Here is a 23,828-nt window from a genome sequence, read left to right on the forward strand (position 1 = left end):
ACCCTGCTCAACGCCCTACCCGGTAGGCGCTCGGCCTGACCACGACCACGCGTACGCCGGGTCCTCGCAAGCCGCGGCCGCCTCGCCCAGCTCCAAGGGCCGGAACGTGTCGACCATGACCGCGGTCTCGTCGAAGTAGTCCGCGCCGATGGCGGCCTCGGCCGCGCCCGGCTGTGGCCCGTGCGTGAACCCGGACGGGTGCAGCGACAGCGACCCCAGCCCGATCCCCGAGCCCTTCCGTGCCTCGTAGTTACCGCCGACGTAGAACATCAACTCATCGGAGTCCACGTTCGCGTGGTTGTATGGCACGGGGATCGCCTCTGGGTGATAGTCGACCTTTCTCGGGCAGAACGAGCACACCACGAAGTTCGGTCCCTCGAACGTCTGGTGCACGGGCGGCGGCTGGTGCACGCGCCCGGTGATCGGCTCGAAGTCGCGGATGTTGAACGCCCACGGGTACAGGCAGCCGTCCCAGCCGACCACGTCGAACGGGTGGTTGGCGTAGGTGAACCGGGTCAGCCCGGCGCGGTGCCGGACCAGCACCTCGACGTCCTCGCCGTCGGCAAGCAGCGGCTCCTCCGGCCCGCGCAGGTCCCGCTCGCAGTACGGGGCGTGCTCTAGGAACTGGCCCTTCGTCGAAAGGTAGCGGCGCGGCGGCCCGATGTGGCCGGTCGCCTCCAGGATGAACAGCCGCAGCTCGGCCGACGTCGATGGGTCGCGCCCGGCAGGCGACCCTCCCGGCAGCACGCGGTAGGTCGCCGAGGTCGGGATCACCACGTAGTCGCCGTCGGCCACCTCGAGCGCGCCGTAGATCGTCTCGATGACGCCCGAGCCGCTCTGCACGTACAGCAGCTCGTCGCCGGCGGCGTTGCGGTACAGCGGGCTGGGCGCGGTGGCGATGGCGAACGCGATGGTGACATCGTTGTTGCCGAACAGGGTCCGCCGCCCGGTGACGGCGTCCACCTCGGTCGGCGAATCCCACTTCAGGTCCTGGGTGCGGAAGTGCCGCGGCTTGAGCGGGTGGTTCGGGGTGAGCGGGCCACGATGATCGGTGACGGCCTCGGCGTTGACGATCACGGTGGGCAGGTGGCGGTGATAGAGCAGCGCCGAGTCGGAGGAGAAGCCCTCGACCCCCATGAGCTCTTCGGCGTAAAGGCTGCCCGCCGGAGAGCGGAACTGAGTGTGCCTCTTTCGGGGTATCTCACCGACCCGTCGGTAGTAAGGCATGGTCCCTCCGAGTGTCCGTATATCGGACACCTTTGTTCAGTTGCCGATACACCACTAGCGTGTCAGCCGTGTCAAGCGCCGCCCCTGTTCCCGCGCCCCGTCAACGCGGCATACCGCCCCTGCTCGCGCGGCTAGTCGACGACGCCGCGCTGTTCCCGCCGGGCAACGCCACCATGCCCGACGCCGTGCGGCTGCACCTGGAGGGCCGAACCGGCGAGCGGGCCGGCGTGCTCGGCCTGTTCCTGTGCCCGGCCTCCCGGCTGCCCGAGCTGATCACCGAGCTGATCAAGGCCAAGCCGGTCAAGCCGGTGGCCCTTTCCCTGGTCATCGACACCGGGCTGGGCGGCGTGCCCAAGGCGCTGTCGATCGTCGAGTCCCGGCCCGAACTGCTCGCGCTGCGCATGGTGGAGATGCCCGCACCGTCCGATGTGGACGACGTGTGGCTGGAGCGGGTGTCGGAGTTCGTGCCGGAGGACGTGGTCCGGGTGATCGAGCCGCGGCGCGGCGGCGCCGAGTGGCTGGACGGCATCCAGCGCGTCGTCGAGCACGGCAGCTGGCCGAAGCTGCGCTGCGGCGGGCTGTCGGCGCAGAACTTCCCGAGCATCGACGAGGTGACCGACTTCCTCGCGGTGATCAACGACGGCGGCGCGTCGTTCAAGGCCACCGCGGGGCTGCACAACGCCGTCCGGCACACCGATCCCAAGACCGGGTTCACCCACCACGGCTTCCTCAACCTGCTGGTGGCCACCGCGCGGATGCAGGCCGGCGGCTCGAAGGACGACGTGCGCGCCGCGCTGGCCATGACCGACGGCGCGGCGCTGGCCGAGGAGGCCCTCGCCCTGTCCGACCAGGCGCAGCACGCCGCCCGCAGCGTGTTCGCCTCCTACGGGTCCTGCTCGCTCACCGACCCCGTGCACGACCTCGAGCAGCTGGGCCTGCTATGACCTGGGTGGACGATCCCGCGTTCGGCGCCGAGCACCCGTTCGGCCCGCAGACCCTGCCCTACGGCGTGGTCGACGCGGGGGAGGGGCCACTGGTCGCGGTGCGGGTCGGCGACCACGCGCTGCCGCTGCGCTCGATCGAGGCCGCGCTCGGCGAGGAGCTGCGCGCCGTGGCCTGGGCCGGCTCGCTCGACCCGCTGCTCGCCGCCGGCCGGACGGTCTGGACCACGCTGCGCGCCCGGCTGCGCGAGCTGGTCACCGCCACCGCCGCGCCGCGCGGGGCGACGCTGCTGCCATTGACGGCACGGTCCGAGGTACGAACGCTCTTGCCGTTCACCGTCGGCGACTACGTGGACTTCTACTGCTCACGGCACCACGCGGAGAACGTCGGGCGGATGTTCCGGCCGGACGCCACCAACCTGCTGATGCCGAACTGGACGCACCTGCCGGTGGGGTACCACGGCCGGTCCGGCACCGTGATCGTCTCCGGCACCGACGTGGTACGCCCGCACGGCCAGCGCCGCGGCAACGGCGGCCCGGTGTTCGGCCCGACCGAGCGGCTGGACGTCGAGGCCGAGGTCGGCTTCGTGTGCGGCGGCCCGACCGCCCGGCGGGTGCCCATCGCCGACGCCGCCGACCACCTGTTCGGCGTCGCCCTGGTCAACGACTGGTCCGCGCGGGACATCCAGGCCTGGGAGTACCAGCCGCTCGGCCCGTTTCTCGGCAAGTCGTTCGCCACCTCGATCGGCGCCTGGATCACCCCGCTTGACGCGTTCGCCGCCGCCCGGATCCCCGTGGTCGAGCCCGAGCACCCGCGCCTGGACTACCTGGTCGAGGACCAGCCGTGGGGCCTGGACCTTCGGCTGGAGATCGAGTGGAACGGCACCGTGGTGTCCCGGCCGCGGTTCGCCGACATGTCGTTCTCGTGTGCCCAGCAGCTCGCGCACATGACCGTGAACGGCGCCACCGTGCGGCCCGGCGACCTGTTCGCCTCCGGAACGGTGTCCGGCCCCGAGAAGGAGCAGCGCGGCTGCTTCCTGGAGCTGACCTGGGCCGGGCGCGAGCCCGTCACGCTGAAGGACGGGCAGACGCGCACCTTCCTCGCCGACGGCGACACCGTGGTGATCACCGCGACGGCGCCGGGCGAGGACGGGTCGGTGGTGGGGCTCGCCGAGGTGGCGGGCACGGTCCTCCCGGCGGAGGTGACCTGATCATGGCGCGGCCGGTACGCACGATTCCCTCGTCCCCCTCGGTCTCGACGACCGCCCGGTCGCTGGGCAAGGAGAGCTCGCTGACCCTGGAACGGGGCCTGGCTCTCCTGCAGGCGGTGGCCGACTCCGACTCCGAGGCCCCGACGATCAGCGACCTGGCCGCGACCATCGGCGCCAGCCGCGCCGCCGTGTACCGCCTGCTGGTGCCGCTGCAGGACCGCGGCCTCGTCCGCCGCGAGGGCTCCCGGGTGCGCCTCGGCCTGGGCCTGCTCCGGCTGGCCGCCAAGGTGGCCCCGCAGCTGCGGCACGCCGCCCTGCCCGCCCTGCGCCAGCTCGCCGAGTCCGTCGGCGCCACCGCCCACCTCACCGTGGCCGACGGCGACGAGGCCCAGGCCATCGCCGTCGTCGAGCCCTCATGGACCACCTACCACGTCGCCTACCGGGTCGGCACCCGCCACTCGCTGCGCCGCGGCGCCGCCGGCAAGGCCATCGGCCTGCGGGCCGCCGAGCCCGGCTGGATCGGCACCACCGGCGAGCTGCAGACCGGCGCCCACGGCATCGCCGCCCCCGTCCGCGGCGTCGCCGGCCTCCGCGCCAGCGTCGGCGTCGTCACCATGGAACCCCTCGACGGCAACATCGTCGGCCCCCAAGTAATCACCGCCGCCGCCACCGTCGCCGCCGCCCTGCGCTGACGTGATGTCCGGCAGCGCCTAACCGAGCGCTCTGATGGCGGCGATATCATCCGTGCCCGGGGTAACGGACGCGTTCCATGCCGTGTCGAATTGTTCCAGATACGCTCGGAAGGGCAGACCGTCTTCGGCGCAGTAGCGTTCGTGGAAAAGTCGCGGCTGAGTGGCCTCACGCAGGAATCGGGCGCGAACGAACATAACATTGTTGAGACGTGTCATAGTCACGGTAGGGTAGCCGCTGAACCATCTGAGCTCGATGTCAAGTCCCGGTTTAGCTAAATCGCGTGCCGACAGCACGCGATCCGCGACCCAGAGAGCGTCAATCCGCAGAATATCGGGGTTTCGTGACTCCTGCTGGCACACTTCGTCGAACATGGGGCTCCTGGGATGCTGGGTAATCAGTCGAACATCACAGTTGGCCCGGTCAATCAAGTGCTGAAGCCAGTCCTGGCAGAACGGCCGCAGTGTGAATCCGAAGACATCGACGCTCACTCGTTCGCTGATCTGTTCCAGCTCGTCCCGAACCTCATCTTGGGGATGACGGTCGTAAACCCGCAAGCCCGATCCCGACATGGATGACGTTACTCTGCGAAGTGACTCTAGCGTACGTTGCTGATCTCGAACGCTGTGCTTCAGGCTTTCCACCGAATTTCGTAAAGATGCGACGTTGGAGTCGGAGGCGCGGTCATCCAAGTATCTGATCACGGCAAAGGATATGCTGGCCAAACCGCCGGCGATCATCGACGTGCCGATTGACATGGTAATTGTATTTGCCTTGCCAACGACCAAGGTCAAGATGCCCGCAAGCACAACCAGCAGGCTCGATACGATGTACAAGGCGATTCGCTCAATTCTCACGGGAATTATTCACCTGTCTGTCCGCGGCCATCCATAGTTCTAGGCATTGCTCAACGACCAAGTCCGGTTGACCGGTGCTCGCGACCGAGAAGTCGCACGCCGCAAGAGTCTGGCTGATACCCCAGTTCTCTTCGAGGACGTCCCGGTAACCGCGCTCCACCTCCGGTTCCCCACCTCTGTCCCGCTCGGCAAGGCGGCGCTCTCTCTCCTCGCCAGATAAGGACAGGGCGATCGCCACGGTTGGGTGCAGTGCCTCCTGCAGATAGTCGAGTTCGTCAGGCCGGCGTGGTCCACCGACGATACATGGTAATCCGACTTTTTTCGCGTCATCCGCCGCCATTGAGACGAACGCAAGATGCTGGCCCTGCGTGAATTTTCGTCTCGCATGTTCCAGCGCGCTATGGCCATGCGTTGCCGCTTCGCGACGTACGATGTCGCCGATCTCGAGGTACGGGAGTCCGGTACGTTTGGCCAGCGCGATACCGACGGTCGATTTTCCACTGCCAAACCGGCCGACGAGTATCAAGGTCGTATGTGCGGGCCCTTGGTGTGCCTTCGCTCGGGTGAGATCCTTACGCGAGTCGTCCGACTTTCCCATTCACACTCTCTCTCGATGTCGGAAATCACGCTATAGTCAAAGTTACTCCGACATCCGAAAACTCGGCCAGTGTCACTTGTGTGCCCAGTGTACGACCGAGTGCTTCGGCGACGTGTGCGGTGTCGGCAGCGAACACGGCCATGGTCGGGCCCATGCTCGACAGCGCCACCGCGGAAGCGCCAGCGGCGACTGCGGCCTTCCGCAAATCGTGGCAGATCTCGGGCTGTAACTCCCATTCCAAGCGCTTGAAGCCACATTCCTGGAACGCCTGGATTCCGCGCATCCAACCATTGACGTCCTTCCTGGCGATTGCGGGCAACACCTCATACATCAGCGTTGCGGCAGCGCGTATCGCAGAAGAGGATGCAATCGGCACTCGCCGCTGCCAGAGAAGAACTTCCTGCGCGCCGTGAAGCCCTGTTACTCCTGCCGGCCGTACCAGAAGTGGAGCGGGGAGAAACTGCGCCGGCCAACGAGCCACAACGCTCGGGACGGCCTGGCCGGGTCGTGCACCGCTCGGCAGGAGTGCGGCGACAGATGTCCGGGGATGTCCGGCGTCAAGGATGAGCCCTCCGTCGACCGCGACATTGATACCGATCCCAGACGCACCGGCGCGGTACAACAAGTCGCGATGGTGAGACCACTCCGCCCTGCCCCGTCCCAACGTCCAGGCTGCGGCAAGCAATGCACACCCTAGGCTTGTCTTGGAACCAAGCCCAACATGCTGCGGCACGCTCGCACGCACGTCCACCGCGAGTGGATCCAGATCAACTCGTTCCCGGATGCGAGACAGGAGCCCCTTCGCATATGCGCCTAGCTCCTGACCGAGTTCGTCCAGCTGATCATGTCGCTGTGTGAACTCGACCTCCAGCGTCCAGCTGGGCGTGGTGATCGCGGCACCAAGTCCTCCATAAAAATTGGAGAACTCTGTACTGAGCTGAAGCAAACCGAAATGAAGACGGCTAGGGGCGTTCACCGTCACTTTACGAGCATGCACTTGCGGTACCCCACGTGTCCGGCGCCACAACTTTGCCAGTCTACCGAATGAGGAGAGTGGAAATAGCCGATTTGGTGGATGACAAGCGGGCAGATGCGCACGGAACTTATCGCCGCCGACACTGTCGCGGCCGCGCAGCGCTGGCGGCCCGCATCAGCGCCGGTGCAGCGTCATCGGGATGCCGGCGGCCGGGCGTAGCGTCACCGTGGGCTGGGGGGTCGGGGTGAAGCCGGGCACCAGGTTGAGGCGGTACCGCTGGGAGATCGTGGCGAGCAGGAGGGTGGCCTCGAGGGTGGCGAAGCCGCCGCCGACGCATTGGCGGCGGCCGCCGCCGAAGGGGAGGTAGGCGTAGCGGTGCCGGGTGGCCGCGGCGCCGGGGAGGAAGCGGGAGGGGTCGAAGCCCTCGGGGTTGGGCCAATGCTCGGGGTTGCGGTGCACGAGGTACGGCGGCGTGACGAGGACGCTGCCCGGCGGGATCGGCTCGCCGTCGAGCTCGTCCGCCGCGACGGCCTGCCGCTCGAGGATCCAGGCGGGCGGGTAGAGGCGCATCGACTCGAACACCACGGCGGTGGTCCACTCGAGCTTGTCGGCGTCCTCGGCGGCGGGCGGCCGGCCGGTGAGCACCTCGTCGACCTCGGCCTCCAGCCGCACCCGGGCCTGCGGGTGGGTGGACAGCAGGTAGAGCGTCCAGGCCAGGGCGTTGGCCGTGGTTTCGTGCCCGGCCAGCAGGAACGTCATCAGCTCGTCGCGGACCTGCTGCTCGCTCATGGCCGCGCCGGAGGCCTCGTCCCGGGCCGCGAGCATCATGTCGAGCAGGTCGGGTGGCCGGCCGGCGGCGCCCTCGGCTCGCCGGCGGGCGATGATCCGGTCGACCACGTCCCGCAGGTGCGCCTCGGCCAGCTCGGCCCGGCGCCGGCTGGGTGTGCGCCACCGCTCGTAGTTCGGCACGACCCAGAACAGCAGGCTGCGCACCAGCTTGATGTACGCCTCCATCACCGTGGTCAGCGCCGGCGCCAGCTCCCCGGCCTCGCCGGTCAGGTCGGCGCTGAACAGCGCTCGCCCCACCACGTCGAGGGCCAGTGCCCCCATCTCCCTGGACACGTCGAGGACGGCGCCGTCCGGCCGCCGCTGCCACCCGTCGAGCATGCCGGTCGCCGCCCCCACCATGGCAGGCGCGAACCCGAGCACGTGCCGGCGGGCGAACATCGGCTGTACCAACCGCCGCTGCCGCGCCCAGTCCTCGCCCTCGTTGGTCAGCAACCCGTTGCCCAGCAACTCTTTCAGCGGCCGGTACGTCGGCGCCTTGACGTAGTTGCCCTGGTTGCCCACCAGGACGTGCGCCACATCGTCCGGTTTGGACAGCAGCAGCACCGGGTTCCTCGTCACGAACGGAACCCGCACCCGCTCCCCGTACTCCCTGGCCAGCAGGCTCAGCATGCTCAGCGGATCCCGCCGCCACGTCGGGATCATCCCCAGCGCGGCACGCGCGGTCGGCCCCTTGATCGCGCCCATGCCCCCAAACTACTCAGCCACGCACCGCCTGCCAGAGGGCGAGCAGGGCGAAAGCGGCGAACACGCACCCGGCGATCCGCTGGATCAGCCGGGGCCGGATCCGCTCGCGGATCTTGGTCCCGAGCAGCACCGCGATCCCGGCCACCGCAGTCAGCGCCAGCCACCCGCCGAGCGCCACCCACACCGGCGCGGCGAACCGGGCCGTCAACCCCGCGATGGCGAACTGTGACGCGTCGCCCCACTCGGCGGCGAACAGCACACCGAACGAGGTCGCCGCCGCCCGGACGAACGGCACGGCCACCGGCCCGGCCCGGACGCCGTCCGGCTCCGCACCGTCCGGCCGGCCGAAACCCTCGCGCAGCAACAGGATCGCCCCCAACCCGAACAGCGCGGCCACCACCGCCGCCACCACCCGGTCGGGCAGCAGCGTCAGCACCGACCCGAACGCCGCCGCGATCACGCACTGCACGGCGAACGCGAGGCTGACCCCGGTGAACACCGGCAGCGCCCGGTACCTGGTAGTCAGGATCAGCGTCGCCACCAGGGTCTTGTCTGGCAGCTCGACGACGAACACCAGCGCGAACGCGGTGCCGAGGGCGAGCAGAGCGGAAGCCACGGGCTCGACTGTAGGACCAACGTCCCGGCGGTACGGGACCGCGGCACCTACAGCGTGGCCGCGCCGGGACCGATAGTGATCACTGTGGACGTTCTGGATCTGGCCCGGTGGCAGTTCGGGATCACCACGGTCTACCACTTCCTGATGGTGCCGCTGACCATCGGGCTGTCCGTGCTGGTGGCCGGCATGCAGACGGCCTGGGTACGCACCCGGAAGGCGCATTACCTTGCCATGACAAGGTTCTGGGGCAAGGTGCTACTGATCAACTTCGCGATGGGCGTGGTCACCGGCATCGTCCAGGAGTTCCAGTTCGGACTGACCTGGAGCGCGTACTCCCGGTTCGTCGGTGACGTGTTCGGCGCGCCGCTGGCGATGGAGGCGTTGGTCGCGTTCTTCGTCGAGTCGACGTTCCTCGGGCTGTGGATCTTCGGGTGGGACCGGCTGCCCCGCCGCGTGCACCTGGCCTGCGCGTGGGCGTTCTCGCTGGCGACGATCGCGTCGGCGTACTTCATCCTGGCCGCCAACTCGTGGATGCAGCACCCGGTCGGGGTCGAGCTGGTCGGCGGGCGGCCGCGGCTGACGTCGATCTGGGCGGTGCTGACCAACAACACCGCGCTGGCCGCGATCCCGCACACGATCGCCGGCGCGTTCGCGGTGGCCGGCGCGTTCCTGGTCGGCATCGCGACGTGGCACCTGTGGCGGCGGCGGGACGAGATCTGGCGGGCGTCGCTCAAGCTGGGCGCGCTGGTGGGCGCGGCCGCGTTCGCGGTCCTGGCGATCACCGGCGACCAGCAGGCGAGGCTGATGTTCGAGCAGCAGCCGATGAAGATGGCCGCCTCGGAAGCCTTGTGCCACACCGAGAAACCGGCTGGATTCTCGGTGTTCGCGGTCGGCGACGTGGCCGAGCCGGACTGCGAGAACGTCAAGTCGATCACTGTCCCGGCGCTGCTGTCGTTCCTGGCCAACGGCGATCTGTCCAGCGAGGTCAAGGGAGTGCAGCAGCTGATCGGCGAGTACCGGGCGAGGTACGGCGAGTTCTACCCGGTCGACGAGCGCCTCGGCGAGCTGTCCGGCAAGCCGATCGACTACGTGCCGAACCTGCCGGTGACCTACTGGGGCTTCCGGTTGATGATCGGGTTCGGCGCGCTCGGCGCCCTGGTCGGCGTGGCCGCGCTGTGGCTGACCCGGCGCGCCCGGATGCCGGCCGGGCGCTGGTTTCCCCGGCTGGCCGTCGCGAGCATCGCGTTGCCGTTCCTTGGCAACAGCTTCGGCTGGATCTTCACCGAGATGGGCCGGCAGCCGTTCGTGGTCGCGCCCAATCCGTCCGGTGTGACCGGCGCTGCGCCATCGAGCCAAGAAATTGGACAGAGTGTATGGCTGTTCACCGCGCGGGGCGTTTCCGGGTTGTCGGCCGGGGAGGTGCTCACCTCGCTGATCGCACTGACCACCGTGTACTCGATCCTGGCCGTCGTGGAGATCTTCCTGATCCGGCGCGCCGTCCTGGCCGGGGCCGAGCGGGCGCCCGACGCCGAGCTCGAGTTCGCGTACTGAAGCATTCAAGGTGAGGGATGAGAACACTACGCTGCGTTGTTCGCCGCCAGTTGCGTATCTCCGGCCACTCGGGCGGACCTCCGGCCCACCCTCGCCGGGCCGGAATCCCTCACTAGGAGGGCATGGTGGATCTGGCGACCGTCTGGTTCATGGTCATCGCGCTGTTCTGGCTCGGCTACCTGTTCCTGGAGGGCTTCGACTTCGGCGTCGGGATGCTGCTGCCGATCCTCGGGCGGGACGACACCGAGCGGCGGGTGCTGATCAACACGATCGGGCCGGTCTGGGACGGCAACGAGGTCTGGCTGATCACCGCGGCCGGCGCCACGTTCGCCGCGTTTCCCGGCTGGTACGCGGCGCTGCTGTCCGGCGCCTACCTTCCCGTTGTGCTGGTGCTGCTCGCGTTGATCGGCCGCGGCGTGGCGTTCGAGTACCGCGGCAAGGTGGACTCCGACCGGTGGCGGCGGGCCTGGGACGCGGCGATCGTCGCCGGCTCGTGGATCCCGGCGCTCGGCGTTGGCCTGCTGCTGTCGACCACCGTGCTCGGCCTTCCGCTGGGGCCCGGCGGCGACCGGGTCGGCTCGGCGCTGGTCGCGATCCGGTGGGAGACCCTGCTCGGCGCCCTGGCGATCGCGGGGTTCGCGCTGGTGCACGGCGCCGCGTTCGTCGCGCTGAAGACCGACGGCGACATCCGCCGGCGGGCCGGCCGGTTCGCCCTGCGGTTCGGGCCGGCCGCGCTGGTTCCGGTGGCCGGGCTGCTCGTGCTGGTCCAGCTGCGCGAGGGCACTTCCTGGACCTGGATACCGATCGGGGTCGCGGCGGTGGCCGCGGTCGCGGCCCTGTCCCGGTTGCGGGCCGGGCGCGAGGGCCAGGCATTCGCCGCGCTCGGGCTCGTGATCGCCGCGGCGGTGGTGGCGCTGTTCGGCGCGCTGCACCCGGACGTCCTACCGTCCACAGTGGACGACAGATTCTCGTTGTCGATCGCGGCCACCGCGTCCGGCCCGTACACCCTGACGGTGATGACCTGGGTCGCCGCGTTCGGCGCGCCGGCCGTGCTGGCCTACCAGGGCTGGACCTACTGGGTGTTCCGCCGCCGCATCGGCACCGAGACGCTGCCCGGTGCACACTGACACCGCCATGGATCCCACGCTGGCGGCCCGGACGCTCGGCGCGTCGACCGAGATCGCCACGGCGGCGCTGTCCGGTGACGACCCGGACGCGGTGCTGCGGCTCGTCGTGCGCAGCGCGGCCGAGCTGGCCGAGGCCGACCTCGGCCTGGTGATGGCCAGGGCGCCGGACGGCTCGCTCACGGTGGAGGCCGCGCACGGCGCCCCGACCGTGCCCGACGCGGTGGATCCCGTGGGACTGGTGCTGTCCGCCCGCTCGGCCGCCGCCAGGGTGGCCCGCAGCGGCGTCCCGGTGGTCGTCGAGGACGTGGTGTCCGACCCGCGCACGGCCCCGTGGGTGCCGAGGGAGCTGCGCCGCTACGGCCCGTTCGCGGCCGCGCCGTTCGGCACCAGGGAGCGCCGGCTCGGCGCGCTGACCGTCTACCGGCGGCGCGGCGCCGAGGCGTTCGAGCCGGTCACCGTGGACGTGCTGACCGCGTTCGCCGCGCAGGCCGGGCTGGTGCTCGTGCTCGCCGAGGGCACCGCGGCCCGCGAGCGGCTGACCCTCTACGAGGAGCGCGAGCGGATCGCCCGCGACCTGCACGACGTGATCGTCCAGCGGCTCTATGCCGCCGGCATGCAGCTCGACCTGCTGGCCCGGCGGCCGGACCGCAAGCTGGCGCGCAGGGACGCCACCCGGCTGGCCGACGCGATCGACCAGCTCGACGCCACCATCGCCGACGTGCGCGCGGTCGTCCGGGCGCTGCGCAACCCCGATCCCGGCGCCGCCGCGCCCACCGATCTGGGCGAGTCGGCCAGGGTCGAGGTGGCCACGGCCGGCGAGCTGCTCGGGTTCCCGCCGTCGCTGGAGATCGCCGGGGATGTGCACGACGTGCCGGTGGCCGTCGCCGACCACACCAGGGCCGCGCTGCGCGAGGCATTGTCCAATGTGGTCAGACACTCCGGGGCGCACACCGTGTCCGTCCACTTGCGACGCAACGCCGACCGGCTCGAGCTGACCGTGGCCGACGACGGGTGCGGCATCCCGCAGGGCGTGACCCGGCGCGGCCTCAAGCACCTCGAAGAACGTGCCGAGCAGGCCGGCGGTCGCTGCGAGGTCCGCTCCTCCCCGCGCACCGGCACCACGGTCACCTGGCGAGTGCCGCTCCCTGCCCTATCGTGACCACATGGACGCCGAACGATCCACGACGATCACCGACGTGGGGGTGATGCGGGCGCTCGCCCACCCGGCTCGGCTGGCCCTGCTTGATCATCTGCTGCACGCCGGCCCGGCCACCGCGACCGAGTGCGCCGGCGTCGTCAACCTCACGCCCAGCGCCACCAGCTACCACCTGCGGGCGCTGGCCAAGGTCGGCATCGTCGAGGAGGCGCCGGGGCGCGGTGACGGCCGGGAACGGTTGTGGCGCACCACGTCCGGCGACTACCGGTTCGACAGCAGGGTCGACCCCGACCCGGCGACCGGACAGGCCAAGCGCGAGCTGCTGGACACCTTCTTCGTGTGGGAGGACGCGCAGATCCGGCAGTACCTGGCCCGCGCGGACGACGAGCCGAAGGAGTGGCGGGACGCCGCGATCTTCGGTGGCTGGACGCTGATGATGACCGCCGAGGAGCTGGCCGAGGTCGGCGAGGCGATCAAGCGGCTGCTGCGCCCGTACTGGATGCGTACCCGCAAGGACCCGCCGGACGCCGCCCGGCGGGTGTTCGCGGTGGTCAGGGCCTGTCCCACGGATCCGCCCTTGCGTCCCTGAGATGTGAAGCACATACTTCGAAATATGTCCTTCACATCTGGGTCCCGCTGGTCCGACGTCGTCCTGGCGTCGGGCGCCGCGGCAATCTCCAGGTGCGGCGACTTCATGGCCGCGACCGCGCTGGTCATCGCGCTGCAGGAGCGCGGGGCGGGCAGCGCCGCCGTCGCCGCGGTGCTGATCGCCGCGATGGTGCCGCCGGTCGTGCTGGCCCGCTGGACCGGCCGGCTGGCCGACCGGGTGGACAGCCGGCTGATCCTGGTCACCGCCGGGTTGGTGCAGTCCGCGGTCTGCCTGGCGCTGGCCTACGCCTCCGGCACCGTGGCGATCGTGGCGCTGCTCGCCGTGCTCGGCTGCGGCCTCGCGCTCACCCAACCGACGCTGGCCGCGCTGCTGCCGGCCATGGTGCGCGCCGAGGATCTGCCGAGGGCGAGCGCGATCCAGCAGACGGCCAACTCGATCGGCCTGCTGGTCGCGCCGGCCCTCGCCGGTGTCCTCGTGGGACAGTTCGGGTTGCGGCTGCCGCTGCTCGTCGACGCCCTGACCTACCTGGCGATCGCCGGTGCCGGGCTGGTGATCCGCACCCGGCGCGGCGCCCGGACCGGTGCGGCGGAGGGAACCGTGCCGGCGCCGGCCTTCCGGCTGCGCTCGGATCCGTTGCTGTGGGCCATGACCGTGCTGATCGGTGCGGTCATTGCCGTCGTGGCGGGGGTGAACGTCGGCGAGGTCTTCCTGGTTCGCGGCGAGCTGCACGCCTCGGCGACCGCGTTCGGGTTGCTCAGCGCGCTGTGGCTGGCCTCGATGATGATCGGCTCCTGGTTGACCGCCGGCCGGCGGTTGTCCGATGGCCGCCTCGGGATCGCCCTGCTGATCACGATCACGGCGTGCTGTGCGGTGGTCGCCGCATGCGCCGTCGTGCCCGCGGCCGGCTGGCTGGTGCCGCTGTTCGCCATCGGCGGCGCGACCAACGGCGGGATGAGCGTGGCGGCCAACGTGTTGCTGTCACGGCGGGTTCCGGCCGGCGCACGGGGGCGCGCGTTCGCCAGGTACGGCGCGGTCGGCAACGCCGCGAGCGTGGTGGGGTTCCTGCTCGGCGGGGCGCTGCTGGCCGTGTTGCCGGTGCGGGTGCTGTTCGCCGGGGCGGGCCTGCTGGGCGTGGTGGTCGCCGCCGCGCTGGCGGTTCCCTTGGTACGAGCGGCTATCGCTGACCGGGCGCCCGCCGCGCCACCCACGCCACCGCCTGGGTCCGCCGCTGCATCCCCAGCTTCGCCAGCACCGACGTCACGTAGTTCTTGACCGTCTTCTCGGCCAGGAACAGCCGCTCCCCGATCTCCCGATTGGACAGACCCTCGCCCATCAGCGTCAGCACGGCGCGCTCGCGTTCGGTGAGGTCGGCCAGCTCGTCGGCGTCGGCCGAGCGCCGCACCCGCTCCAGCACCCTCGCCGTGGTCACCGGATCCAGCAGCGACCGCCCGGCGGCCACCTCGCGCACCGCGTGCACCACGTCCTGCCCGCGGACCTGCTTCAGCAGGTACCCGGACGCCCCCGCCATGATCGCCTCGACCAATGCCTGCTCGTCGTCGAACGCGGTCAGCACCAGGCAGCGCGGCGCGGGCTCCAGCTCCCGCAGCGACCGGCACAACGCCACCCCGTCGGAGTCCGGCAGCCGCACGTCGACGACGGCCACGTCCGGCCGGGTCGCCGTGGCCCTGGTCAGCCCCTCGGCGGCGCTGCCGGCCTCGGCCACGACCTCGATGCCCGGCTCCCCGTCCAGCAGGTCGCGCAGCCCGCGCCGGACGATCTCGTGATCGTCGACGAGCAACACCCGGATGGCCACGTGTCTCAGGTTAGAGCGTGCTCACCGGGGGCAGATCTCGACCAGTACCAGCTTCGCCTCGCCCTTGCCGGTGTTACCCGCCGCGTCGGTGGCGGTGACCTGCCACCGCGAGTTGCCGTTCCAGTTGAACGGTCCCATGTTGGCGGTCCAGACGCCGTTGCCGAACTTCATCGGTTCCTCGCGCTCGCCCCCGCCAGGGTCGGTGTAGGTCAGCGTCGCAGACACGACGCCGACGTCGTCGGTCACCGATGCGGTAATTATGTTGGTGGTCGGCGCACATGGGCGCACGAAGACCTGCGGATACCGCGGGGACTGGCGGACGATCTTCGGGGGGCGTGGTGTCCCCCCGCGGTGCCGTCGTGGTCGTCGTGGTGGTGATCGTCGTGGTTGTCGTGGTGGTGGCAGACGGTGACCCCGGCCCGGCGGCCGGGCTGCCGGGCACCTCGCCGGCCTGGCCGCAGGCCGCGGCAAGGCCGGCCGCAAGCAGCAGCGTGAGCATCTTGATCCCCATGCGGCACAGGCTAGAGCTTGCGCAGCCGCACGCGGGTGATCCGGTGGTCGGCGTCCTTGCGCAGCACGAGCGTGGCCCGCGGCCGGGTGGGCAGGATGTTCGTGATCAGGTTCGGCTCGTTGATCCGCTTCCACAGCCGCAGCGCCTCCGCCCGCGCCTCGGCGTCGGGCAGCGTGGCGTAGTGGTGGAAGTGCGAGGCCGGGTCGGCGAACGCGGTGCCGCGCAGGGCCAGGAACCGCTCCACGTACCAGCGCTCGATGTCCGCCGTGTGCGCGTCGACGTAGATCGAGAAGTCGAACAGGTCGGACACCGCCAGCCGCGGCCCCGGCTGCAGCACGTTGAGCCCCTCGACGAGCAGAATGTCCGGCTGCCGCACGATCTGCTGCTCGTCCGGCACGATGTCGTAGGCCAGATGCGAGTACACCGGCGCGCGGACCTCCTCCGCGCCGGACTTCACCTCGGAGACGAACCGCAGCAGCGCCCGCCGGTCGTAGCTCTCCGGGAACCCCTTGCGGCTCATCAACCCGCGGCGGATCAGCTCGGCCCGCGGGTACAGGAACCCGTCGGTGGTAACCAGGTCCACGTGCGGGTGATCCGGCCAGCGGGCCAGCAGCGTGCGCAGCAGCCGCGCCGTCGTCGACTTGCCGACCGCGACACTGCCCGCGATCCCGATCACGAACGGTACCTTCGTCTCGGTGGCGTCCTCCCCGAGGAACGCCGTGGTCGCCTCGTACAGCCGCTGCCTTGCCTCCACCTGCAGGCTGATCAGCCGGGACAGCGGCAGGTAGACGTCGACCACCTCGTCGAGGTCGACCGGGTCGCCGAGCCCGCGCAGCGCGACGACCTCGTCCATGGTCAGCGTCAGCGGGGTCGACCGGCGCAGCTCCCGCCACTGCTCGCGGCGCAGCTCCACGTAGGGGGTCAATTCCCGGACCCGTACCGATCCCACCGCACAAACCTATGCGGTCATGGCAGATTTGCACTGTGACTCAGTACACGCTGAGACCCATCGAGCCCGCGGACCGGGCCGTGGTGATACGCCTCTTGGTCCAGGACTGGGGCGATGTGTCGGTCTACGCGGTCGCCCTCGGCGGCCTGGTGGACGCGAGCGTGCTGCCCGGCTGGATCGCCGAGCAGGACGGCCAGGTGGCCGGGCTGCTCACCTACCGGCTGTCCGGATCCACTCTGGACATCGTCACGATCAGCGCCTACCGCTCCGGCGGCGGCATCGGCACCGCGCTGATCGAGAAGCTGACCGCGCAGGCCGCCGCGCTCGGCGCGAAGCGGATCAGGGTGGCCACCACCAACGACAACACCGACGCCCTACGCTTCTACCAACGCTGCGGCTTCCACATGACCGCGGTCCGCCCGGACGCGATCACCAAGGCCCGCCGCCGGCACAAGCCCCAGATCCCCGAGATCGGCCACCACGGCATCCCGATCCGCGACGAGATCGACCTCGAGCTCCCGGTCTAGCCGGACCCCCCAACTGTGGACAACCTCCCCCCACAACCACCCAACCAAGATCGACTATCGCTGAACCGCGCTAAACTGCCCACGAACCCACCCCCCACCCAATTAACCGGGGTGGGGGCTCTCTGGGTAGAGGAGACGGTTTATCCGGGACACCGGTTGGCGTGGTAGAGCGTCAGGGCGGGCCGAGTATCACCTTGTCGAGGTCCGGGGCGGCCGCCTCGTCGTTGTACACGGTGATCAGGTTGATCCCGGCGTGCAGCTTCACCGTGACCGACGCGCCGAGCAGGGGCGCCGAGGCGCTCCAGCCGGTCAGCGGGGTGCGGGTGACGGGCTTTCCGTTGACCCGGACCAGGAACGACTTGGTGCCCTCCGTGGCTCCGACCAGTGTCAGCAGCCGGTCGCCGCCGGTCAGGGTGAGCACGGGGACGGTCACCCGGTTGCCGGGGCCGCCGAGGCCGGCGACCTTTCGGCCGCCCGAGCATTCCTGGCAGGCCACGATCCGCGCGTCGCCATGGCGGAAGCCGTGCTCGGCCTCGTAGGGGATGGAGGGGCCGAGGCCGGGCCGGTCGGCGTGCCGGAAGCCGAGCCACATCTCGTCGATCCGCAGCTTTCGGTGGTAGTTGGGGGCGTCGGCGGCGGCCCAGGTGGAGTCGACGGTGAGCCGGAGCTGCCGGACGCTGTCGGTGCCGGCCAGGTCGAGGTACTGCACGGCCCTGGCGCTCGGCAGGACGCCGGCCTTGATCGTGGTCCAGGTCGTGCCGTCGGTGCTCGCCTCGAGGCGGTAGTCCTTGATCCGTGCGGAGTCCTCCGGGCGGTTGAACGAGGTCCGGTTGTACGTCGGCGACCACTCCCGCTGGTTGATCGCCAGGTACGCGACCTTGCCCGGCCGGCTCAACGTGAGGTCGATCGACACCGGCAGCGTGGTGTCACTGTCCCAGTAGGACAGATAGTCGCCGTCGACCAGATTCCCCGCCGGGAAGCCGGCGCGCTGCGCGGAGGCCGTGGCGTGGACCGAGTCCTGCGGGTAGCGGCCGACCCGTCCGGCGGTCCGGACGGTGAACACCGTGTCGTAGGTGTCCCAGGCGGTGACGCCCTCGATCGTCAGCGAGCCGTTGGCCTGGCTGAACCGCATGGGCGCGCCGGTGCGGGTGTCGCGCACGCCGGTGACCCGGTAACCGTTGTCCCGCAAGGTGATCGACGTGGCCGTGGCCGGCCTGGTGAGCACGTGGACGTAGTGCAGGTCCGGATCGCGCCGGCTCACCGTGGTCACGCCGTGCGCGCCGTCGTTCCAGAACCCCGGCGCCAGCCCGCCGTAGGCGTACCCGCCGCCCTCGACCCCGTGGATCGAGTCCCAGATCGGCGCCAGGTAGTCGCGGGCGAAGTTGTTGAACTCCTCCTGGCGCGCCGGGAACCGCCCGTCGACCATGGCCGTCTCGGCCATCAGCGACTTCACCGACGAGCCCGCGTTGCTGATGATCCGGCCTAGTGTCACCGGATAGTCCACCGGCGCGTCGGTCCCGTCGAACCACCACGCTCCGCTCGTTGGCAGCTTCCACTCGCCCTCGGTCAACCGCGGCATCGGCGTCAGCACCGCCTGCGGGTAGTCGTACGCCGGGGTCATGCCGACCTTCTGCTCATGGCTGACCATGTCCATGATCGGCGTGTCCTCGTTGTTGTTGCTCAGTGTCCACGTCGGACGCTGCTGGCGGATCAGCTCGTAAAGCCCGTTCTGCTCCCAGTACGCGTTGTCGTTGTCGATCCAGAACCCGGCGAGGTCGTCGTACCGCCGCATCACCTCGACGAACAGGTCGTAGCTGTACTCGCCGAAGCCCGGCCGCAGCTGGAGGTTGACCTCCCTGCCCTTCCAGGCCGAGTAGGCCGCCGAGTCCATCCAGCTCGGCTTCGTCGTGTCCAGCGCGTCGTTGGGATCGGTCGGCCGCGGCCGCAGCCCCTCCCAGTACCACTGCGGATCGTCGGTCATGTACAGGATCGTCTTGACCCCGCGGGCCTTCCCGGCGTCGATCAGCTCCCCGAGGAAGTCCCGCTGGGTCGCGCAGGTTCCCGGCACCTCCGACGGCCAGGCCCGCGCGTAGCCCAGCCGGCTGTGGAACGACGCCAGCACCACGTACTGGGCGTGCAGCTTCAGCGCCTCGCCGATCCAGTAGTCGGCGCTCCACCCGCCCTCGGTGACCGCGCGCTCCCACTCCCGGCAGTCGGTGTATCCGGGCGCGGTCCGCATTCCCCAGTGCAGGAACAGCCCGTTGGTCGCCTCCCGCAGCCACTGCTGCCGGGGCTGGAACAGCTCCGCGCTCGCTCCCGGCGCCGCCGCCACCCCCAACCCGAACGCCGTGGACACCGCCACCAGCCCGGCAGCCAACGCCCGCCTCAGTCGACCGCCCACGTGACGCCCCTGTCCGCGAAAGATTGGATCTATTTGCGCGAACTCAAGTTAACATCCGGCCATTTCGTGTCAAGGTCCCACGAGACGTCCGATCTCACCCGGGGCCGGTTGACCAATCCCTCGACTGGGAACACCTCCAGCGGGTGGTTCGTTAGCACTCACGACGGCCGAGTGCTAATCGGCCGGGTGCTACGAGCGGAAGCCATAGGGAGGTTGGAGATGGCTCTGGCGGTTCGATCGATGTGGGATCCGTTCAGCTCGTTGATCCGGCAGCTCGACACGGACTTCGACAACCTGGTGCGGCGCTCCTTCGGGGCGGGGCAGGGCGCGTCGTTCGTGCCGGCCGCCGACGTGGTGCGCGACGGCGAGGACGTCGTCGTGACCCTCGAGCTGCCCGGGGTCGACGTCGACAAGGACGTCAACGTCGAGGTGGCCGAGGGTCGGCTGCTGATCACCGGGCAGCGGGCCGAGCAGACCAGCAAGGAGGAAGGCGGCGTGCTGATCCGGGAGAGCCGGTCCGGCAGCTTCCGGCGGGAGTTCGCGCTTCCCGAGCACGTGACCGCCGACGACATCGCGGCCGACTACGACCGCGGCCTGCTCAAGATCCGCATCCGCGGCGTGTCGAAGCCGAAGGTGGAGCCGCGCAAGATCCAGGTGCGCAGCCTCGGCGGCAGCACGCCGGCCCAGGTCGAGGGCGACGTCGAGAACAAGTGACGAGAACGCGAAAGGGGCGCCCGGCCGGGCGCCCCTTTGCTATGTCCGGTTCCCGAAGACCTCGTCCCAGGCCGCGATCACCTGACGGGCGCAGGTCTGCGGCGAGACGCCGCCGATGCCGGTGCCCATGCCGGGCAGCGCGATCGTCTGTACCACGCTGCGGACCGGGTCGCCGTGCTCGAGGGTGCCCTCCAGCCAGAGCCGGAACACGGCGCGGGCGGCCAGGTAGGGGTGCACGGTGTCGGGCGGGAGGCGCTCGCCCGGCACCCGCATGGTCGGCGCGCTGATCAGCCATTCGGGCGCGGCCACCCCGGTCGGGACGATCAACGCCTCGCCGACCGGGAGCTCGCCGCCGTGGTAGGCCAGGACGGCGCTGCGGACCCGCTGCTCGACGGCGGGGAAGGCCTGCGCGTACACCGCGTCGACCCCGCCGCGCATCCAGCCGAGCGAGTTCGCCGGGCTGACCACGGCCTGTGCGGGCACGTCCAGCACGGATCCCCGGTGCACGGAAACGTCGGGGCGCCCGCCGGTGGCGGCGTCCCAGGCTTCGGCGAGCGGCTCACTCACGGCGCACAGCACCAGGGTCAACGGCGCCGGTTCGTCACGCGGCTCGGTTGCGGATGTGGCCGTGTCAGCCTCCGGATTGGCGGTCACGACTCAGGGCGGCTCTACAGGTATACCCCGTGTAACCACTGTTTGGTAACTGGTAACCCGATCAAGGGTATTGGTGGCGCGCCGTCAAGGTGATCATCCACACCGGCGTGTCGCGGGTTTGGCCGGTGCGTACTGTGGCCTCATGTCGAGCATCGCCTACCTGGGGCCGCAGGGGACGTTCGCCGAACAGGCCGCTCGGGCGTTCGCCGTGGAGGACGGACACGAGCTGGTGTCGGTGCAGACGGTGCCGCACGCGCTGGCCGCGGTGCGCGGCAAGGAGGCCGACCTGGCCTGCGTGCCGGTGGAGAACTCGGTCGAGGGCGCGGTCACGGCCACCATGGACGCCCTTGCCGACGGCGAGCCGCTGGTGGCGATCGCCGAGATCGTGCTGCCGGTGCGGTTCTCGGTGCTGGTGCGGCCGGGCACGGCGGCGGCCGACGTGCGCACGGTGGCCAGCCACCCGCACGCCCTCGCGCAGGTCTACGGCTGGCTGGAGGAGCACCTGCCCGGGGCGGACAAGCTGGCCGCGACGTCGACGGCGGCGGCCGCGGTCGGGGTGGCCGACGGCCAGTACGACGCGGCGGTGACCGCCCCGATCGCGGCCACCCACTACCCGCTCGAGGTGCTCGCCGCCAACGTCTGCGACATCGCCGACGCGGTGACCAGGTTCTTCGTGCTCAGCCGGCCGGGAAGCACGCCGCCGCCCACCGGGGCCGACCGCACCTCGGTGGTCGCCGTGCCGGAGACCAACCGGACCGGCGTGCTGGCCGAGATGCTCACCGAGCTGGCGCTGCGCGGGATCAACCTGTCCCGGATCGAGTCCCGGCCGCTCAAGGGCCGGTTCGGCGAGTACCGCTTCTTCCTGGACTTCGACGGGCACATCGCCGAGCAGCGGGTCGGCGACGCACTTGCCGCGCTGCACCGGCGCTGCCACGAGCTGCGGTTCCTCGGCTCCTACCGCCGGGCCGACGACGTCGCGACCACCGTCTGGGAGGGCCACACCGACGCCGACTACGACGCCGCGGCCAAGTGGCTCAACAGCGTGCGCAACGGCTGAGCTCGAAATTCGGGCTGGAATTGTCGGCCGCCGAGACTACCCTCGCGACGGCTGGACGATCACTACTCGCTCAGGGGAGGAAGCCATGACATCGTCCGACGTCGCGGTCCGGGCCGAGGGGCTGGTGAAGACGTTCGGGTCGACCCGCGCGCTGGACGGTGTGGACCTGGAGATCCGCACCGGGACCGTGCTCGGCCTGCTCGGGCCCAACGGCGCCGGCAAGACCACCACCGTGCGGATCCTCACCACGCTGCTCAAACCGGACTCCGGCCGGGCCTGGGTGGCCGGGCACGACGTGCTGACCGAGCCGCAGGCCGTGCGCCGCTCGATCGGCCTGTCCGGCCAGTACGCCGCGGTGGACGAGAACCTCACCGGCTACGAGAACCTGTGGATGGTCGCCCGGCTGTACGGCATGAGCCGGTCCGACGCCAGCGCGAGGGCCCGGCAGCTACTGTCCCGGTTCCGGCTCGAGGAGGCGGCCGACCGCCCCGCCAAGGGCTACTCCGGCGGCATGCGGCGCCGGCTGGACCTGGCCGGCGCCCTGGTCGCCGAGCCGGCCGTGGTGGTGCTCGACGAGCCGACCACCGGCCTCGACCCGCGCGGCCGCCTTGACACCTGGGAGGTCATCGGCGAGCTGGTCGCCGAGGGCGCCACCGTGCTGCTCACCACGCAGTACCTGGAGGAGGCCGATCAGCTGGCCAACACCATCCTGGTGATCGACCACGGCAAGGTGATCGCCAGCGGCACGGCCGACCAGCTCAAGGCGCAGGCCGGCAACGAGCGGCTGGAGCTGGTCGTCAGCGACCCGGCCGAGCTGGGTGTCACCCAGCAGATCCTGGTCGACGTGGGCTGCAGCGACCCGGTCGTCGACGAGCGCACCCGCAAGGTCGTGGTGCACGTGGAGGCCGGGCCGAAGGCGCTGATCGAGGCGCTGCGCCGGCTGGACAAGGAGAGCATCGGCGTCCTCGACATCGGGCTGCACCGGCCCACCCTCGACGACGTGTTCCTGGCGCTGACCGGGCACGTCGCCGAGGAGGAGCCGACCACCGAGGAGAAAACGGGCAAGGGCCGCCGCGGGCGGCGGGGGAGCAAGGAGGAGATTCCCGCATGAGCGGAGCTTGCGGAGCGAACCATTCGACACGCAGGCTTGGCGGAGCTTGCGAAGCGAACCATGAACACCGCCCCGCCGAGGGACGAGGCGGCGGGCCGGCCATCCCCGAAGCCTGCGAGGTGACGGCATGAGCGTCATGACCGTGAGCCTGCGCGACAGCGGGGTCGTGACCTGGCGGAACCTGATGAACATCCGCCGCCAGCCGGACCTGCTGCTCGGCGCCACCCTGCAGCCGATCATGTTCGTGCTGCTGTTCGCGTTCGTCTTCGGCGGCAGCTTCGGCGGCGCCAACTACCGCGAGTTCCTGATGGGCGGCATCTTCGCCCAGACCGTGGCGTTCAACTCCGCCTACACCACCATCGGGTTCGCCGCCGACCTGCAGAAGGGCATCATCGACCGGTTCCGTTCGCTGCCCATGTCCCGGGCCGCGGTGCTGCTCGGCCGGACCACCTCCGACCTGGCGGTGAGCGCGCTCGGTCTGCTGATCATGTCGGTGTGCGGGCTGGTCGTGGGCTGGCGGATCCGGGGCAGCCTCACCGACGCCGTGCTCGGCTACCTGGTGCTGCTGCTGTTCTCGTTCGCCATGTCCTGGATCGGCGCGATCGTCGGGATGGCGGCGGGCAGCGTCGAGGTGGCCCAGAGCGCCGGGTTCATCTGGATGTTCCCGGTCACGTTCATCTCCTCGGCCTTCGTCTCGCAGAACTCGCTGCCCGGCCCGCTCAAGGCGTTCGCGGAGTGGAACCCGGTCACCGCGGTCGCCGACTCGGCCCGCGACCTGTTCGGCAACGGCGCCGCGGCCACCGGCATCCTGGCCCGCGGCGACAGCTGGCCGGCGCAGAACGCCACGCTGTACGCGATCCTGTGGTGCATCGGCATTCTGGCCGTGTTCATGCCGCTCGCGGTCGCCAAGTACCGCAAGGTCGCCAGCAAGTAGGCGCCGGGGTTCGGCGTGTCCCGGCCTCAGGCAGCCGTGTTCCGCCTTCGGTCAGCCGTGTTCC

General features: G+C 70.3%; 24 protein-coding genes. 13 read left to right on the plus strand and 11 right to left on the minus strand.

Annotated elements, in window-relative coordinates; all coding sequences use genetic code 11:
• Nucleotides 1-15: 15 nt before the first annotated feature.
• On the minus strand, nt 16-1,227 hold the full coding sequence (locus VGX25_RS20580) for a homogentisate 1,2-dioxygenase (protein WP_326919475.1): 1,212 nt from the start codon (nt 1,225-1,227) through the stop codon (nt 16-18).
• Nucleotides 1,228-1,295: 68 nt separating this feature from the next.
• Here VGX25_RS20580 and VGX25_RS20585 point away from each other — a divergent pair, with 68 nt between their 5' ends.
• The 3 genes from VGX25_RS20585 (at nt 1,296) to VGX25_RS20595 (ending at nt 4,071) form a co-directional block, all read left to right on the plus strand.
• Nucleotides 1,296-2,171, plus strand: coding sequence for a hypothetical protein (locus VGX25_RS20585; protein WP_326919476.1), 876 nt, complete (start codon nt 1,296-1,298; stop codon nt 2,169-2,171).
• Entirely contained in the window at nt 2,168-3,379 is a 1,212-nt protein-coding gene (gene fahA, locus VGX25_RS20590; RefSeq protein ID WP_326919477.1) for a fumarylacetoacetase, read from the plus strand. Before VGX25_RS20585 ends, fahA begins: the two co-directional genes overlap by 4 nt.
• A 62-nt stretch (nt 3,380-3,441) precedes the next feature.
• Nucleotides 3,442-4,071 carry a helix-turn-helix domain-containing protein gene (locus tag VGX25_RS20595; RefSeq protein ID WP_326919526.1) on the plus strand — a complete coding sequence of 210 codons (630 nt, stop codon included), beginning with the start codon at nt 3,442-3,444 and terminating at the stop codon, nt 4,069-4,071.
• Between the two features lie 18 nt (nt 4,072-4,089).
• Here VGX25_RS20595 and VGX25_RS20600 read toward each other — a convergent pair whose 3' ends face one another.
• From VGX25_RS20600 to VGX25_RS20620, 5 genes are all read right to left on the minus strand, one after another.
• On the minus strand, nt 4,090-4,926 hold the full coding sequence (locus VGX25_RS20600) for a hypothetical protein (protein WP_326919478.1): 837 nt from the start codon (nt 4,924-4,926) through the stop codon (nt 4,090-4,092).
• Nucleotides 4,916-5,524 carry an AAA family ATPase gene (locus VGX25_RS20605; RefSeq protein ID WP_326919479.1) on the minus strand — a complete coding sequence of 203 codons (609 nt, stop codon included), beginning with the start codon at nt 5,522-5,524 and terminating at the stop codon, nt 4,916-4,918. Before VGX25_RS20605 ends, VGX25_RS20600 begins: the two co-directional genes overlap by 11 nt.
• Before the next feature lie 25 nt (nt 5,525-5,549).
• Nucleotides 5,550-6,506 carry a hypothetical protein gene (locus VGX25_RS20610; protein ID WP_326919480.1) on the minus strand — a complete coding sequence of 319 codons (957 nt, stop codon included), beginning with the start codon at nt 6,504-6,506 and terminating at the stop codon, nt 5,550-5,552.
• 168 nt (nt 6,507-6,674) lie between these two features.
• The gene (locus VGX25_RS20615; RefSeq protein WP_326919481.1) at nt 6,675-8,033 is read right to left on the minus strand and encodes a cytochrome P450; all 1,359 of its coding nucleotides are present in this window, start codon (nt 8,031-8,033) and stop codon (nt 6,675-6,677) included.
• 13 nt (nt 8,034-8,046) lie between these two features.
• Nucleotides 8,047-8,637, minus strand: coding sequence for a TMEM165/GDT1 family protein (locus tag VGX25_RS20620; protein WP_326919527.1), 591 nt, complete (start codon nt 8,635-8,637; stop codon nt 8,047-8,049).
• 96 nt (nt 8,638-8,733) lie between these two features.
• Between VGX25_RS20620 and VGX25_RS20625 the strand changes: the two genes are divergently transcribed.
• The 5 genes from VGX25_RS20625 to VGX25_RS20645 all read left to right on the plus strand — a co-directional run bounded on the left by VGX25_RS20625 (nt 8,734) and on the right by VGX25_RS20645 (nt 14,365).
• Nucleotides 8,734-10,200, plus strand: coding sequence for a cytochrome ubiquinol oxidase subunit I (locus VGX25_RS20625; RefSeq protein WP_326919482.1), 1,467 nt, complete (start codon nt 8,734-8,736; stop codon nt 10,198-10,200).
• Nucleotides 10,201-10,325: 125 nt separating this feature from the next.
• Nucleotides 10,326-11,327 (plus strand): cytochrome d ubiquinol oxidase subunit II, encoded by a 1,002-nt coding sequence (gene cydB / locus VGX25_RS20630; RefSeq protein ID WP_326919528.1) that lies wholly within the window; start codon nt 10,326-10,328, stop codon nt 11,325-11,327.
• Between the two features lie 7 nt (nt 11,328-11,334).
• On the plus strand, nt 11,335-12,486 hold the full coding sequence (locus tag VGX25_RS20635; protein WP_326919483.1) for a GAF domain-containing sensor histidine kinase: 1,152 nt from the start codon (nt 11,335-11,337) through the stop codon (nt 12,484-12,486).
• Nucleotides 12,487-12,490: 4 nt separating this feature from the next.
• On the plus strand, nt 12,491-13,072 hold the full coding sequence (locus VGX25_RS20640; RefSeq protein ID WP_326919484.1) for a winged helix-turn-helix domain-containing protein: 582 nt from the start codon (nt 12,491-12,493) through the stop codon (nt 13,070-13,072).
• Between the two features lie 24 nt (nt 13,073-13,096).
• A complete protein-coding gene (locus VGX25_RS20645; RefSeq protein ID WP_326919485.1) occupies nt 13,097-14,365 on the plus strand; it encodes an MFS transporter in 1,269 nt (422 codons plus the stop codon).
• Here the strand turns inward: VGX25_RS20645 and VGX25_RS20650 are convergent.
• From VGX25_RS20650 to coaA, 3 genes are all read right to left on the minus strand, one after another.
• Nucleotides 14,268-14,906, minus strand: coding sequence for a response regulator transcription factor (locus VGX25_RS20650; RefSeq protein ID WP_326919486.1), 639 nt, complete (start codon nt 14,904-14,906; stop codon nt 14,268-14,270). The two genes, VGX25_RS20645 and VGX25_RS20650, sit on opposite strands and share 98 nt — an antisense overlap.
• Before the next feature lie 21 nt (nt 14,907-14,927).
• Nucleotides 14,928-15,152 (minus strand): hypothetical protein, encoded by a 225-nt coding sequence (locus tag VGX25_RS20655; protein ID WP_326919487.1) that lies wholly within the window; start codon nt 15,150-15,152, stop codon nt 14,928-14,930.
• A gap of 275 nt (nt 15,153-15,427) precedes the next feature.
• Entirely contained in the window at nt 15,428-16,366 is a 939-nt protein-coding gene (gene coaA / locus VGX25_RS20660; RefSeq protein WP_326919488.1) for a type I pantothenate kinase, read from the minus strand.
• Nucleotides 16,367-16,446: 80 nt separating this feature from the next.
• On the opposite strand from coaA, the gene VGX25_RS20665 reads away from it, so the two are divergent.
• Nucleotides 16,447-16,893: a GNAT family N-acetyltransferase gene (locus VGX25_RS20665; protein WP_326919489.1), complete on the plus strand. Its 447-nt coding sequence runs from the start codon at nt 16,447-16,449 to the stop codon at nt 16,891-16,893.
• Nucleotides 16,894-17,065: 172 nt separating this feature from the next.
• Here the strand turns inward: VGX25_RS20665 and VGX25_RS20670 are convergent, their stop codons facing one another.
• A complete protein-coding gene (locus VGX25_RS20670) occupies nt 17,066-19,294 on the minus strand; it encodes an alpha-L-fucosidase (protein ID WP_326919490.1) in 2,229 nt (742 codons plus the stop codon).
• Nucleotides 19,295-19,513: 219 nt separating this feature from the next.
• Here VGX25_RS20670 and VGX25_RS20675 point away from each other — a divergent pair, with 219 nt between their 5' ends.
• Nucleotides 19,514-20,008, plus strand: a complete 495-nt coding sequence (locus tag VGX25_RS20675) for an Hsp20/alpha crystallin family protein (protein WP_326919491.1) — start codon at nt 19,514-19,516, stop codon at nt 20,006-20,008.
• 39 nt (nt 20,009-20,047) lie between these two features.
• Here VGX25_RS20675 and VGX25_RS20680 read toward each other — a convergent pair whose 3' ends face one another.
• Complete coding sequence (locus VGX25_RS20680; RefSeq protein ID WP_326919492.1) at nt 20,048-20,596, minus strand: macro domain-containing protein; 549 nt, start codon at nt 20,594-20,596, stop codon at nt 20,048-20,050.
• A 208-nt stretch (nt 20,597-20,804) separates the two neighbouring features.
• Between VGX25_RS20680 and pheA the strand changes: the two genes are divergently transcribed.
• The 3 genes from pheA (at nt 20,805) to VGX25_RS20695 (ending at nt 23,764) form a co-directional block, all read left to right on the plus strand.
• A complete protein-coding gene (pheA, locus tag VGX25_RS20685; protein ID WP_326919493.1) occupies nt 20,805-21,719 on the plus strand; it encodes a prephenate dehydratase in 915 nt (304 codons plus the stop codon).
• A gap of 85 nt (nt 21,720-21,804) precedes the next feature.
• Nucleotides 21,805-22,830, plus strand: coding sequence for an ATP-binding cassette domain-containing protein (locus VGX25_RS20690; RefSeq protein WP_326919494.1), 1,026 nt, complete (start codon nt 21,805-21,807; stop codon nt 22,828-22,830).
• Nucleotides 22,831-22,957: 127 nt separating this feature from the next.
• Nucleotides 22,958-23,764: an ABC transporter permease gene (locus VGX25_RS20695; protein WP_326919495.1), complete on the plus strand. Its 807-nt coding sequence runs from the start codon at nt 22,958-22,960 to the stop codon at nt 23,762-23,764.
• The last annotated feature ends 64 nt before the right edge of the window (nt 23,765-23,828 follow it).

The organism is Actinophytocola sp. (genome assembly GCF_035942955.1).
In the GTDB taxonomy this organism is placed as follows: domain Bacteria; phylum Actinomycetota; class Actinomycetes; order Mycobacteriales; family Pseudonocardiaceae; genus DASYTH01.

Bases quoted from the DNA above. Each gene is read 5' to 3' on its own strand.
- VGX25_RS20580 (WP_326919475.1), bottom strand. From the start codon at position 1,227: ATGCCTTACTACCGACGGGTCGGTGAGATACCCCGAAAGAGGCACACT.
- fahA (WP_326919477.1), top strand. From the start codon at position 2,168: ATGACCTGGGTGGACGATCCCGCGTTCGGCGCCGAGCACCCGTTCGGC.
- VGX25_RS20605 (WP_326919479.1), bottom strand. From the start codon at position 5,524: ATGGGAAAGTCGGACGACTCGCGTAAGGATCTCACCCGAGCGAAGGCA.
- VGX25_RS20615 (WP_326919481.1), bottom strand. From the start codon at position 8,033: ATGGGCGCGATCAAGGGGCCGACCGCGCGTGCCGCGCTGGGGATGATC.
- VGX25_RS20635 (WP_326919483.1), top strand. From the start codon at position 11,335: ATGGATCCCACGCTGGCGGCCCGGACGCTCGGCGCGTCGACCGAGATC.
- VGX25_RS20640 (WP_326919484.1), top strand. From the start codon at position 12,491: ATGGACGCCGAACGATCCACGACGATCACCGACGTGGGGGTGATGCGG.
- VGX25_RS20645 (WP_326919485.1), top strand. From the start codon at position 13,097: ATGTCCTTCACATCTGGGTCCCGCTGGTCCGACGTCGTCCTGGCGTCG.
- VGX25_RS20675 (WP_326919491.1), top strand. From the start codon at position 19,514: ATGGCTCTGGCGGTTCGATCGATGTGGGATCCGTTCAGCTCGTTGATC.
- pheA (WP_326919493.1), top strand. From the start codon at position 20,805: ATGTCGAGCATCGCCTACCTGGGGCCGCAGGGGACGTTCGCCGAACAG.
- VGX25_RS20690 (WP_326919494.1), top strand. From the start codon at position 21,805: ATGACATCGTCCGACGTCGCGGTCCGGGCCGAGGGGCTGGTGAAGACG.
- VGX25_RS20695 (WP_326919495.1), top strand. From the start codon at position 22,958: ATGAGCGTCATGACCGTGAGCCTGCGCGACAGCGGGGTCGTGACCTGG.